This window comes from Streptomyces sp. NPDC091416 (genome assembly GCF_044756845.1).
Taxonomy (GTDB): domain Bacteria; phylum Actinomycetota; class Actinomycetes; order Streptomycetales; family Streptomycetaceae; genus Streptomyces.
In genome coordinates this window covers 24,169-37,512 of the sequence record NZ_JBIVTU010000008.1, presented here as the reverse complement: position 1 = coordinate 37,512, position 13,344 = coordinate 24,169, and the positions used below count along the sequence as shown (strand labels likewise).

General features: G+C 70.1%; 6 protein-coding genes. 4 read left to right on the top strand and 2 right to left on the bottom strand.

Going from position 1 to position 13,344, the window contains the following annotated elements:
• The first annotated feature begins 5 nt into the window (after positions 1-5).
• The 3 genes from ACIQMX_RS23630 (at position 6) to ACIQMX_RS23620 (ending at position 6,653) form a co-directional block, all read left to right on the top strand.
• On the top strand, positions 6-2,441 hold the full coding sequence (locus ACIQMX_RS23630; protein WP_402480826.1) for a GH92 family glycosyl hydrolase: 2,436 nt from the start codon (positions 6-8) through the stop codon (positions 2,439-2,441).
• A 262-nt stretch (positions 2,442-2,703) separates the two neighbouring features.
• Complete coding sequence (locus tag ACIQMX_RS23625) at positions 2,704-5,988, top strand: LamG-like jellyroll fold domain-containing protein (protein WP_363078268.1); 3,285 nt, start codon at positions 2,704-2,706, stop codon at positions 5,986-5,988.
• A gap of 152 nt (positions 5,989-6,140) precedes the next feature.
• The gene (locus tag ACIQMX_RS23620) at positions 6,141-6,653 is read left to right on the top strand and encodes a GNAT family N-acetyltransferase (RefSeq protein WP_402480823.1); all 513 of its coding nucleotides are present in this window, start codon (positions 6,141-6,143) and stop codon (positions 6,651-6,653) included.
• 80 nt (positions 6,654-6,733) lie between these two features.
• Here ACIQMX_RS23620 and ACIQMX_RS23615 read toward each other — a convergent pair whose 3' ends face one another.
• Positions 6,734-9,079, bottom strand: a complete 2,346-nt coding sequence (locus ACIQMX_RS23615; protein WP_402480820.1) for an AbfB domain-containing protein — start codon at positions 9,077-9,079, stop codon at positions 6,734-6,736.
• A gap of 89 nt (positions 9,080-9,168) precedes the next feature.
• Positions 9,169-11,625, bottom strand: a complete 2,457-nt coding sequence (locus ACIQMX_RS23610) for an RICIN domain-containing protein (protein ID WP_402480818.1) — start codon at positions 11,623-11,625, stop codon at positions 9,169-9,171.
• Positions 11,626-12,158: 533 nt separating this feature from the next.
• Here ACIQMX_RS23610 and ACIQMX_RS23605 point away from each other — a divergent pair.
• Positions 12,159-13,244, top strand: a complete 1,086-nt coding sequence (locus tag ACIQMX_RS23605; RefSeq protein WP_363078262.1) for an ABC transporter substrate-binding protein — start codon at positions 12,159-12,161, stop codon at positions 13,242-13,244.
• Positions 13,245-13,344 lie beyond the last annotated feature (100 nt).

Below are 13,344 nucleotides of genomic sequence, written 5' to 3'. Positions count from 1 at the left end.
GCGACATGCCCCCCAGACCGCTGACCGCGCCCCGGCGCCTCGCCGCGCGAACAGCCGCCCTGGTCGTCACCGGCGCACTGGCCGCCGCCGTGCTGCCCGCCGCAGAGGCCGCCGCGCCCGTCACCCGCCCGACCGCCTACGTGGATCCGCTGATCGGCAGCGCCAACGGCGGCAACACCTTTCCCGGCGCCACCCTCCCGTACGGCATGATCGCCTGGTCGCCGACGAGTACCACGGGAGACCAGACCAGCACCGGGGCCGCGAACGGCTACGAGTACGGCGTGACCCGGCTGCGCGGACTGAGCCTCACCCATGTCAACGGCGCCGGATGCAACCCCGGAGCGGCCGGTGACATCCCGATCATGCCGTTCGTCGGGGACGTCACGTCGTCGCCGTCCGCCGACACCAAGGACGCCGTCTACGCCGCGGACTTCTCGCACGACAACGAGCGCGCGGTCCCCGGCCGCTACACCCTGGGCCTCGACTCCGGAGCCACCGCCGACCTCGCGGTGAGCCGCCGCGCGGGCGTGGCCGACTTCGCGTTCCCGGCCGGCAAGCCGGCCAACCTCCTCTTCCGGGTCTCCAACTCGCTGAACGGCAGCGAGGACGCCCAGGTCCGGATCGACACCGCGGCCCGCAAGGTCACGGGCTCCGTGCTCACCGGCGCCTTCTGCGGGCGGCGCGCCAACGGCGGCACCAACAACCGCAAGAGCTACTACCGCCTCTACTTCACCGCCTCCTTCGACCGCGCCTTCTCCTCCACCGGCACCTGGAAGGACGGCACGCTCGCCCCGGGCTCGACCGAGGGCAGCGGCGGTGAGGGGTACGCGACGGGCGCGGACCGGGCGGGCCGCGGATCGGGCGGCTGGGTCGGCTTCGACACCCGTTCCGACAACGATGTCCACATGCGGATCGGCATCTCCTACGTCAGCCAGGCGGGCGCCGAGGCCAACCTGCGGGAGGAGATCGCCCCGCATGCGGCCGTGGACGACGTCGCGGCCGCCGCGAGCCGGACGTGGGACCGGGAGCTGGACTCCGTACGTACGGGCGGCGGGACCGAGGCCCAGCGGACCACGTTCTACACCGCGCTCTACCACTCCCTGATGCAGCCCAACCTCATCAGCGACACCGACGGCCGCTACCCCGGCATGGACGGGAAGGCCCACCGGATCGAGCGCGGACAGGGTGCGCAGTACAGCAACTTCTCCGGCTGGGACCAGTACCGGGCCCAGATACAACTGCTGGCCCTCCTCAAACCGGAGATCGCCGGGGACTTCGCCCAGTCGCTGTACAACTTCGCCCGGCAGAACGGCGGGGTGTGGGACCGCTGGGTTCACATCAACGGTGCCACCCACGTCATGACCGGCGACCCCACCGCGGCCACCCTCGCCACGTTCTACGCCATGGGCGTGCGGAACTTCGACTACGAGGGCGCGTACGAGTCGCTGGCGCGCCAGGCGACCGTTCCCGTCGACGACGGGCTCTCGGACGCCGGCTGCCCGGGCCAGTGCACCGGTCAGCGGCCCAATCTGGCCCAGTACCTGGAGTCCCGCTTCGCGCCGCAGGACGTCTGCCACTGCTGGGGCGGCGCCGCCGAGACGCTGGAGGACGCGGTCGCCGACGCCGCGCTCGGACGCTGGGCGGAACTCCTCGGGCGTGACGAGGAGGCCGAGGCGTTCAAGGAGCGCGGCGGCTGGTGGCGCAACGTGTACAACCCCGACGCCACGGACGGCGCCGGCACCACCGGTTACATCCAGGCGCGCAACGTCGACGGCTCCTGGGTCACGCCGTTCGGCCCGGGCAGCGACCGCGGATTCGCGCAGGGCACCAGCGCCACGTACACCTGGATGGTTCCCCAGGACGTCCAGGGTCTCGCCGAGGCGATGGGCGGCCGGGACGTGGCGGCGCGACGCCTGGACGGGTTCTTCCACAAGGCGGACGGCTCCTGGTCGGTCAGGGGCGGCGACGCGGTCCGCTACGACCCGACCAACGAACCCGGCATCCACGCCCCCTGGCTCTACAACGCCCTCGGGCAGCCGTGGAAGACCCAGGAGACGGTGCGCGAGATCCTGGACACGGTCTACGGCACGGGGCCGCGGGGCCTGCCCGGCAACGACGACCTGGGCACCATGTCCGCCTGGTACGTCTTCTCCGCGCTGGGCCTGTACCCGCAGACACCGGGCGGCGGCGAGATGCTGCTGGGGACCCCGCTGTTCCCGAAGGCGGTGATCGGCCGGCCGCACGGCAGGGGCATCACGATCACCGCTCCGGCGGCCGACGCGGCTCATCCCTACGTCGACGCGGTGACGGTCAACGGGCGTGCCCATGACCGGTCGTGGACGGACGCGAGCCTGCTGACCAGGGGAGGAAAGGTGGCCTACCGGCTGTCGGGGCAGGCCAACACTTCCTGGGCCACGGACCCTTCGGGGCTTCCGCGGTAGTCGCCGGGTGACGCCGCGCCGGATTCCGCTTCCCGTACGCGGCGATCCGGTCGTGACGCCGCGCCGGATCCCCGCGTCCTGTACGCGGAGATCCGGCGCGGCGTCGGCCGGTCCGGCCCGCTCGATTTATATCGTTGAAAATTCTCCGTGCACGACTGTTGTTTTGCGTTTGGTGCTGTGGCTCAATGTTCGATTATGTGCTGTGCCTCGCAGGTTCGAGGCACTTCAGCCCTCTCGACAGGACGACGCCTTGAGACGACAAATGCCCGTATCCCGAGCTGTGTTGAGGACGGTGGCCTGTGCCGCCGCACTCCTGATACCCGTCGGTGCCACTCTGGTCCCGGCCGCCGCGGCCACCCCGGCCACGACCGCCTCCGCCACGCCGGCCACCTTCGCGGCCGGAGACCCGGCGACGGCTGTACACGGGCTCAAGGGCGAGTACTACAGCATGTCCGCGCCCGGTGCGCGGGACTTCGGCACGCTCGGCGGTGTCTCCCTGGAGCCGCAGATCAACTTCCCCGGCCTCACCGGCACGTTCGAGTCCACCACCGGCCGGACCGAGAACACCACCGCCCGCTGGACCGGCAACATCACGGCCCCCGAGGACGGCGACTACACCTTCGCCGCCAGCGGCGACAACGGCTTCCGGCTCTTCATCGACGGCGAGGTGGTCATCGACCACTGGGAGCCGGACTGGGACAACGAGCAGACCAGCAAGCCGGTCGCGCTGAAGGCCGGTGAGCCCCACACGTTCAAGCTGGAGATGTTCCAGGACACGGGTGGCGCGAACATGTTCCTGCGCTGGTCCAGCGCGACGCTGGCCCGGCAGATCGTGCCCGAGTCCGCGTTCACGCCCCCGGCGGACTTCGAGGTCTACCCGGTCGGCCTGAGCGTCGCCGACGACGGCCTGAAGCTCCAGGCGGTGTTCGATGACAAGGTCAGCGACTTCGCCACACTGAAGGATCACCTCACGATCGAGGCCGACACCTCGCCGATGCCGGTGAAGTCCGTCGCGCCCACGCCCGGCAACCCCCACGCGCTGACCGTCACCCTGGCCGCACCCGTTCTCAAGGGCCAGCGGGTCAGGGTCGCCTACGACGGCGAAGCGGGCGTCCGGGTGGGCGGCGAGACCGTTCCGCAGATCAGCCGCAGCGCCGGGAACCTGTCCACGCACCGGCTGACCACGACCTTCGGCGACAAGGTCGACCGCGACCACCCGCTGCCGGAGTACCCCCGGCCGCAGCAGGTCCGCGACGACTGGAAGAACCTCAACGGATCCTGGGAATTCGCCGGAGCGGCCGCGGGCGAGCAGCCCGTCTTCGGGAAGAAGCTGGGGGAGCGGATCACCGTGCCGTACCCCGTCGAGTCGCAGCTCTCCGGCCTCGAGCGCCACGAAGACCACATGTTCTACCGCAAGCTCGTCACCGTCCCGAAGAACTGGTCGGTGAAGGGCGGCAAGGGCGACAAGGGCGGCAAGGCCAACCGGCTGAAGCTCAACTTCGGCGCCGTCGACTACGAGGCCCGCGTCTGGGTCAACGGCAAGCAGGTCGCCCAGCACACCGGCGGCTACACCGCCTTCAGCGCCGACATCACCGACGCGGTCAAGGGCACCGGCCCGCAGGAGATCGTCGTCGCCGTCACCGACACCACCGGCGCCGACCAGCCCACCGGCAAGCAGTCGGCCAACCCCGGCGGGATCTTCTACACCGCCTCGTCCGGCATCTGGCAGACCGTCTGGATGGAGCCCGTCGCCCCGGCCGCGGTCGACTCCCTGACGACCACCCCGGACATCGACAAGGGCCGGCTCGCCCTGACGGTCAACTCCGAGGACGCCTCGAAGTCCGCCCGGATCACCGCCGTCGCCCGTGACAAGAAGGGCAAGGTCGTCGGCAGGGTCACCGGCCCGGCCAACCGCGAGCTGAGCCTGCCGGTCGCGAAGCAGCACCTGTGGACGCCCGACGACCCGTACCTCTACGACCTGAAGGTCACCCTCGACGACGGCCGCTCCAAGGACACCGTCGACAGCTACTTCGGCATGCGGTCCTTCGGCGTCGCGAAGGTCGGCGGCTACCAGAAGCTGGTCCTCAACGGGAAGCCGTTCTTCTCCCTCGCCCAGCTCGACCAGGGCTTCTACCCGGACGGCCTGAACACGGCACCCAGTGACTCCGCCCTGCTCTTCGACCTGAAGGCGCAGAAGGACCTCGGCTTCAACTCGGTGCGCAAGCACATCAAGGTCGAGCCGGCCCGCTGGTACTACCACGCCGACCAGCTCGGACTGCTGGTCTGGCAGGACTTCGTCTCCGGCAACATCACCGGCGAGAAGGGCCAGAAGGCCTTCCTCGACCAGGGGGCCGAGATGATGAAGCAGCTGCACAACTACCCGTCGATCGGTGCCTGGATCGTCTTCAACGAAGGCTGGGGCGAGTGGGACCGCACCGAGACCGGAAAGATCACGGAGAAGGTCCAGGCCGCCGACCCCTCCCGCGTCGTGAACGCCCACAGCGGTGTCAACTGCTGCAACTCCAAGGGTGACTCGGGCAAGGGCGACATCATCGACCACCACGACTACAACAACACCGACCCGGCCTTCCCGGACGAGAACCGTGCGGCGATGGACGGTGAGCACGGCGGCTTCACCCTGCGGTCGCCCGGACACATGTGGCCCGGCGCGCCCACCGCGATCTACAGCGGCGTCGCCGACAAGGCCGCGCTGACCGCCAAGTACGTCGAGAACACCCGTAAGTACTACCTGGAAGCGGCCGGCGCCGAACTCTCCGGGTCCATCTACACCCAGGTGACCGACCTGGAGAACGAGCTCAACGGCCTCTGGACGTACGACCGCCGTGAGATCAAGGTCGACCCGGCCCCGGTGCGCAAGATCAACCAGGAGGTCATCGCCGCCGGCGCCGCCGCCGGTGAGCGGGACGAGGTCAAGGGCGGCGGCGCCTGGTCCCTCGACGAGAACAAGGGCACCGAGGCCGCCGACAGCGGGCCCAACCACAAGAACCTCACACTGACCGCGGGCACGTCCTGGGCGCCCGGCGTGCAGGGTTCGGCCCTGAAGTTCAACGGCCAGGGGCAGTACGCGCAGACCGACGGCCCGGTCCTCGACACCACCGGTGACTACACCGTCTCCGCCTGGGCGTCGCTGGACGCACTTCCCGGCAACTACGCCACCATCGTCAGCCAGGACGGCCGGCGCCAGGAGAACCCGTTCTACCTCCAGTACGGTCAGGGCGGCTTCGCCTTCTCCACCCCCGGCGCCCACCGCGCCCGGTTGGAGATCACTCCCGAGCTCGGCCGGTGGTACCACGTGGTCGGTGTCCGCAGCGGTGACGAGATCAAGCTGTACGTCGACGGCAAGCTCGCGGCGACCTCGGCCGCCGGGACCGCCGACGTCAGCACCGGCGCACTGTCCGTCGGCCGCGCCAAGTGGTCGGGCGGCAACACCGACTTCTGGAACGGTTCGGTCGACCAGGTCGCTGTGTACGACAAGGCCCTGACGGCGGACGAGGTGAGCGCGCTGCACGACGCCGTGCGGCCGTAGCCCCGGACCGTTCGTGAACGACTGAACCACTGCACGACTGAACCACCGGACCACTGAACGCTGCCTGCTGCCGCATCCGTGCGGCGGCAGGCAGCGGCTTGTGCCGGCCCCCGGCGAACCTGCCCGGGGCGGCACCGTGTGAGGATCGGGCCATGGGAGAGCTGGAGATCCGCCGCCGCCGCGACGACGACATGAAGGCGTGCGTCGAGGCGCTGGCCACGGTGCACGACGCGGACCGCTACCCGGCTCAGTGGCCGGCCGATCCGGGTGGCTGGCTGACACCGCACGGCATGCTCGGCGCCTGGGTGGCGGTGGACGGTCCGGACGTGCTGGGCCATGTGGCCCTGACCCGTACGGACGACGTGCTCGCAGCGGACGTGGGGCGCCCGCCGGCGGAACTGGCCTCGGTGGCCAGGCTGTTCGCGACCGCCTCGGCGCGCCGGCGCGGCGTGGCGAGCGGCCTGCTCGCCACCGTGGCGAAGGCTGCGGCCGATGAGGGGCTGCGGGCGGTCCTGGAGGTGGAGGAGGGCGGCGAGGCCGCTGTGGCCCTCTACGAACGGGCCGGATGGCGCCGTGCCGGCAGCCGTCCCGGCGACTGGACGACGGCCGACGGCCGGACGGCGCTGCTGCACACGTACGTCGCCCCGGGCTCGGGTACGCGGTAGACGGCCGACGGCCCGGACACGACGCGGTCGGCGTCGCATCCGGGCCGTGGCCCGTGCACGAGAGGGCGGGCGGAGTCAGATCACGGCGCCCAGGGCGCCTCCACGGCCCAGGTGGTGTCCTCCGTGAAGGTGGCCGGGTTGTCCCAGGCGTGTCCGCCGCCCGGTGTGGCCAGCCACACCTCCGAGTCGATGTGCCGCAGATAGCTGCCGGGCAGATTGGCGCTGGACAGCCGCACGCCTCCCGTTCCGGCGACCGCACACCAGGTGGCGTCGGCCTTGAAGAGCGCCGAGCCGTCGTTCGCGTCCCTGCGCACCCGGAAGTCCCGGTGCCTGAGGTACTCGCCGGGATAGTTGCGGGACTCCAGCGAGTAGCAGTTGCTGTTGGCGAGCCCGGTGACGATCTTCCAGGTGGAGTCGTTCTTCAGCAGCGCGCTGCTCGCCCCGTCGACGACCGACGTGAAGGCCAGCGCATCCTGATGGCGCAGGTACTTGTCGGTGTACCCGGGGGTCGTGACCCGGAGCGACTTGTACTGTCCGGTGGGCAGGGTCACCGGCGGGGCCGGGTTGCGCGAGGCGTTGATGAGGGCCTGATTGGCGGCCTTCACCCGTGCGGTGTCCACCTTGACGACCTGCCGGTCGTAGGTGAGCAGCCCGTTCGCCTCGTTCTCCACATCGGTGATCTCCGTGTAGACCGAGGCGGAGAGGCCCGCGGGCAGCTGGCCCACGCGGATGCTGTCGAGCAGTCCCACGAACCGGTTGTTCAGCGCGGAGACGCTCGCCTGGTCCTCGTAGCTGAATCCACCGCCGGGAAACCACTCGTGCCCCGGGACCTTGTAGCCGAGGCCGCCGAACTCGCCGAGGACGGCCGCCCGGGTCGCGGTCGGCGCGGTGTTGCCGGGGCCGACGTAGATGTGGTTGTCGACCACGTCCCCGTTGCCGCCGTCCACCGACCCGCAGCAGTTGACCCCGCTCATGTTGTTGACCAGCCGGGACGGGTCGTACGCCTTCACCTCGTTGGCGATCCTGGCCTGGTCGTACTGTCCCCAGCCCTCGTTCTGGTCGACCCACATCACCAGGGACGGCGAGCTGCGGTGCTGGTCGATGATGGCGTGGAACTCGGCCTCCCACTGGGTGCGGGCCGCCGTGCCGGGGCTCTTGCCGGTGTCCATGGCCGGCATGTCCTGCCAGACCAGCAGGCCCAGCTTGTCCGCCCAGTAGAACCAGCGCTGCGGTTCGACCTTGATGTGCTTGCGGACCATGTTGAAGCCGAGGTCCTTGTGCGCCTGGAGGTCCGACTTCAGGGCGGCGTCGGTCGGCGCGGTGTAGATGCCGTCCGGCCAGTAGCCCTGGTCAAGGGTTCCGGACTGGAAGACGAACTTCCCGTTGAGGACCGGACGCAGGACGCCGTCGACCTTCGCCACGGCGATCGACCGCATGCCCGTGTAACCGGCGGCCGAGTCGGTGACCGCCGATCCGTCGAGCAGCTCCGCCTTCACGTCGTACAGGAACGGGTCCTCAGGAGTCCACAGACGCGGGTTCGGCACCGGTACGGAGATCTCGGCGCCGACGGTTCCGGTCGCCGTGCCGACGACGTTCCCGCCACTGGAGACGGTGACCCGGGTGGTGCGGCCGGACGCGGAGGCGCCCTGGACCTTCACCCGCAGGGTGCTGTTGCCCAGGTTCGGCGTCATGTCGAGACGCGTGATGTGGGCGGCCGCGACCGGTTCGAGCCAGACCGTCTGCCAGATGCCGGAGGCCGCGGTGTAGAAGATGCCGCCGCCGTTGTGCGGCTGCACGTCGTTGATCCGCTGCTTGCCGACGGCCTGCCCGCCGGTCTGCGTCGGGTCGTACACGGAGACCACGACGGTGTTCGTACCGCCGTTGAGCTGCGGGGTGATGTCGTAGGCGAACGAGTCGTAGCCGCCCTTGTGCGCGCCGACCTGGGTGCCGTTGACCCAGACAGTGGTCTGCCAGTCGGAGGCGCCGAAGTTGAGCTCGACCCGGCGGCCGTTCCAGTTCGACGGCACGGTGAAGGAGCGTTTGTACCAGAGCTTGTCGTTCTCGGTGATCTTGCGCTGGATGCCGGAGAGCGCGGACTCCGCGACGAACGGGACCCGGATCTGATCAGGGAACGAGGCCGGCTGCCCGGCGTCCCTGCCGGTCACCGCGAAGTCCCAGATGCCGTTGAGATTGGCCCAGTCGGGGCGGGTCAGCTGCGGACGCGGGTACTCCGGCAGCGGTGTGTCGACGGGGACCTGGCCGGTCCACGGCGTCGTCATCGGGGACGGCTTGGGCGCCCAGGAGGCGGCACCGGCGGGCGCCGCCCCGACTCCCACCAGCGCCGAGGACACCAGCGCCAGCAGTCCGGTCGTGACGACCGCCCGTCTCCACCACGGCCTCCGGCCGGGCACACGTAAACGACTCATTTCTTGTCTCCTTCGTGAGGTTCTGTTCCGGTACGGGAAACTCCCCGCGCCGGGTGGCGCGGGGAGCGGTGCGGGGGTGCGTGGAACAGTCAGGAGGGCCGGACGAGCTGCCAGAGGTGGTCGTCGGTGCCGTTGTCGTCGAACTGGACGACGTGGGCGCTGTCGGCCGTGGACATGTTGTCCACGCCGAGGACCTTGCCGGAGTGGCGGTTGCGGATCCGGTACCAGCCGTCGCCGTCGGGGACGAGCTGCCAGAGGTGGTCGTCGGTGCCGTTGTCGTCGAACTGGACGACGTGGGCGCTGTCGGCCGTGGACATGTTGTCCACGCCGAGGACCTTGCCGGAGTGGCGGTTGCGGATCCGGTACCAGCCGTCGCCCTCGGGGACCAGCTGCCAGTCGTGGTCGTCGGTGCCGGTGTCACCGAACTGGACGACGTGGGCGCTGTTGGCGGTGGACATGGTGTCGACGCCGAGGACCTTGCCGGAGTGGCGGTTGCGGATCCGGTACCAGCCGTTGGAGAGCCAGTGCTCCGCGCCCGGATCGGTCGTGGGGAACGAGGTGATGCGCAGCCGCGCCGCTCCCATCGGGACGAGCGTGATCTCCTCCACCGGCTCGGAGCTGCCGGCCGGACCGTCCTGGAGCGGGGCGACGACGTGCTCCCCGTCCGCCGTCCACTCCGGGATCCGCCGGGCCCTCGCCGTCATGGTCAGCGGGGTGCCGTCGAGCGTGAACGGGTTGGTGTCCTTGACGGGGCGGACGCTGTGATGGCGCAGCGAGGCCGCCGGCTTGCGTTCGTCGAGGACGAGCCCGTAGTTCCACGGACCGGTGGCGTGCACCGCGTACTCCGGGAACCGGTCGGTGCCGCCGATGCGCTCGTACTCCTCGCCGATGCGCAAGGAGTACGTGAGGGGGCCGCGGTCCACGCTCACGGCACCGTGGTTGTGCTCCCAGGTGCGGACCGTGGTCCTCTGCGGGAAGCGGAGGGTGACCCGGTCGCCGTCGGACCACGTACGGTCGACGCGGGTGAACGCCGGTCCCGCGGGGGCGTCGACCGGACGCCCGTTGACCTCGATCTCCGGGTTGTCGCACCAGGCGGGAACGCGCAGCACCAAGGGGAACGACAGCCTCTTCGGTGCCTTGAGCGTCAGGGTGACCGTGTCCGTGAAGGGGTAGCCGGTCTCCTCGGTGAAGGTGACCTCGGTGCCGTCCGCGACCTTCGCGGTGACCTCGCAGCTCGCGTACATCGCGGCGGCCAGCCCCCCGTCCGGGGTGGCGAGCCACAGCTCCTCGACGAAGTACGGCCAGCCCATGCCGTAGTTGTGCGGGCAGCAGCGGTACTGGTCGACGCCGGGCAGGAACGCCTGCATGGCGAAGCCGTTCTGGAACTGCCGGCCGCTCTTCGGCACGTTGTCCAGGTCCACGCTGTTGGCGCTGGTGATGTAGTGGACCGCCTTGCCGGACGGGTCGAGCGAGGCGGGCAGCGAGTTGAACGCCAGCTCCTCGCAGCGGTCGGCCCACAGCGGGTCGCCGGTGATCCGGGTGAGCAGTTGGTGGCTGGCCATGAACTCGACGATTCCGCACGTCTCGAAGCCCTGCCGGGGGTCTCCGTGGCCGGGACGCGCGTTCTCGTCCCCGGCGAAGCCGCCGCCGGGGAACTGCCCGTACTGGTCCATGGCCTTGCCGTACGTGCCGTACGTGTTCCGGGTGTCCTCGGCGGAACCGCTGCGCAGCGCGTACTGGGCCGGCTCGCGGAAGCCCTGCGCGATGTTCACGTTGTGCGGGTTGACCAGGTTGTCGCCCCAGTCGGCGCCGTTCGCGTGGATCTTGTCGGCGAGGTCGAGGAGGAAGGTGTCGCCGGTGCGGTTGAAGAGCCAGAAGACGCTGTCCAGGCCGTCGCCCCAGCGCAGGGCTATCCAGCTGGTGTTGAAGGCGCCGGGCCCCTGGGCGTTCATGTAGCGGAAGAACCGGCTGAGGAAGGGAATGACGCGGGTGTCGCCCGCGTACTCCTGCCAGGAGCGCATGGCCTGGATCAGCGGCAGGAAGGGCCAGAAGTCCGGGCCGCCGTTCAGGGACGTACGCAGCGCCTTCGGGCCGAAGAAGCCGTCGGGCTGCTGGGTGGTGAGGATCGCGTCGAACCAGCGGCGCACGGCGGCGAGGGCCTTGGCGTCGCCGGTCACGATCGCGAGGTCGGTGTATCCGCGCAGCCAGTACGGGACTTCCTCCCAGCCGCCGAGTTCGGGGCGGACCCAGCCGGTGGCGGTGAAGTCGAGGAAGTGCGAGAACTCCTCGTAGCGGCCGCACAATCCGTCCAGCTGGAGCTTCAGCTGTCCGGCCAGCCAGCCGCGCGCGGTGACCCGGCCGGGCGGGAGCTTCAGGAACGCGGTCGGGTGCAGCGGTGCGGCGTTGGGGGAGTAGTGGCCGCCGTGCGCCGGCTTCGCCCGGTGTCCGGCCGCGGTCGCGGTGGTGGCCCAGCGGCCGGAGGCGGCGGTGGCGGCGGCGGCGGTGGCCAGCGCGCCGGCCATGAGTTGTCTGCGGTTCAGGGGCATGGAGGGCTCCTGCTCTCGGCCGGCCGTGTGGGGCACCGGCTCGGAAACGGCACATGACACTGCGGGACTTGCCGGACACTGCGGGCCTCGCCAGGCCGCCCAACGGGCCCGGGTGCGGATCCCGGACGCGCGCACGGCAAGGCACGCCGTCGCGACCGGAGGGGGTGGCGCGGCAACGTGCTTGCAACGTTGGAAAATTGGGTACCGGCGGTATGACAGCACGGCGCCGGCCTGCTGTCCAGGGGTGCGGCGACAACTGTGGGGCGGGAGCGGTTCACCGGGGCCGCGTGACTTCGACACATTTTGGAAACGCATCGACCACGCTCTTGCCGCCCGTGCCGCGGCGCCTATATAACGTTGTAAACCGAGCCGCCGAGAGGCCGCGCAGACACTCACGACCGCAGTTTGTCCAGCTAGCGGGGTCGTGAGGAATGCAGTGACATCAGCCGCCGAGCGGCAGCCGATGCATCGTCCAGCCATGCCCGACCGCACGCCCATCGGCGTGCCGTCATCCCGCCAAGGAGCTCCCGCGCATGATGATCCAGCGCCGAACCCGTACCCTCGCCGTGGCCTGCCTCCTCGCCGCCACGGCCACGCTGGCCGCCTCCGGCTGCTCCAAGTCGGAGACCTCGGACAACGCGACCTCCGACACCAGCCAGGGCGCTCAGGCGGCCAAGACCCCGGAGTCCTCCTCCGGTTCAGGCTGCTCGCTGCAGACCTACGGTGCGCCGAAGCTGGACCTGAAGAACGCCGTGGTCGGCTTCTCCCAGTCCGAGAAGGAAGCCAACCCCTTCCGGATCGCCGAGACCCAGTCCATCAAGGACGAGGCGAAGAAGGTCGGCGTCAAGAAGCTGCTCACCACCAACGCCCAGTCGCAGCTGTCCAAGCAGATCAGCGACATCCAGGACATGCTGTCGCAGGGAGCCCAGTTCCTGATCGTCGCCCCGCTGAACTCGGACGGTCTGGAGCCGGCGCTGAAGGCCGCCGCGGCCAAGAAGGTCCCGGTCCTCACGATCGACCGCAAGGTCAACTCCACCGCCTGCAAGGACTACGTGGCCTTCCTCGGCTCCGACTTCGTGGAGCAGGGCAAGCGCGCCGCTGACGCGATGATCAAGACGACCGGCGGCAAGGGCAAGGTCGCCATCCTCCTCGGCGCCTCGGGCAACAACGTCACCACGGACCGCACCAAGGGCTTCGTCGACCAGCTGAAGGCCAAGGCCCCCGGCCTGGAGATCGTCGCCCAGCAGACCGGCGAGTTCGCCCGCGACAAGGGCCAGCAGGTCATGGAGCAGCTGATCCAGTCCAAGCCCGACATCACCGCCGTCTACGCGGAGAACGACGAGATGGGTCTCGGCGCGGTCACCGCCCTGAAGGCCGCCGGCAAGAAGCCCGGCAAGGACGTCAAGGTCGTCTCCGTCGACGGCACCCGCAACGCCGTCCAGGCCCTGGTCAACGGCGAGTACAACGCCGTCATCGAGTCGAACCCGCGCTTCGGCCCGCTGGCCTTCGCGACCGCCCAGAAGTTCTACGCCGGTGAGGAGATCCCGGAGAACGTCATCATCACCGACCGCGCCTACGACGAGTCCAACGCGAAGGCCTCGCTCGGCGGCGCGTTCTGACCGGGACGGGCTCCGCCTGCCCGTAGCAGGCGGGGCCCGCAGGCCGGTCCGGCCGCGTACCGGTCCGTATACGGCTCCCGGTTCGTACGCGGCCCCCCGG

Bases quoted from the DNA above. Each gene is read 5' to 3' on its own strand.
- ACIQMX_RS23615 (WP_402480820.1), bottom strand. From the start codon at position 9,079: ATGAGTCGTTTACGTGTGCCCGGCCGGAGGCCGTGGTGGAGACGGGCG.
- ACIQMX_RS23610 (WP_402480818.1), bottom strand. From the start codon at position 11,625: ATGCCCCTGAACCGCAGACAACTCATGGCCGGCGCGCTGGCCACCGCC.
- ACIQMX_RS23620 (WP_402480823.1), top strand. From the start codon at position 6,141: ATGGGAGAGCTGGAGATCCGCCGCCGCCGCGACGACGACATGAAGGCG.
- ACIQMX_RS23630 (WP_402480826.1), top strand. From the start codon at position 6: ATGCCCCCCAGACCGCTGACCGCGCCCCGGCGCCTCGCCGCGCGAACA.
- ACIQMX_RS23605 (WP_363078262.1), top strand. From the start codon at position 12,159: ATGATGATCCAGCGCCGAACCCGTACCCTCGCCGTGGCCTGCCTCCTC.
- ACIQMX_RS23625 (WP_363078268.1), top strand. From the start codon at position 2,704: ATGCCCGTATCCCGAGCTGTGTTGAGGACGGTGGCCTGTGCCGCCGCA.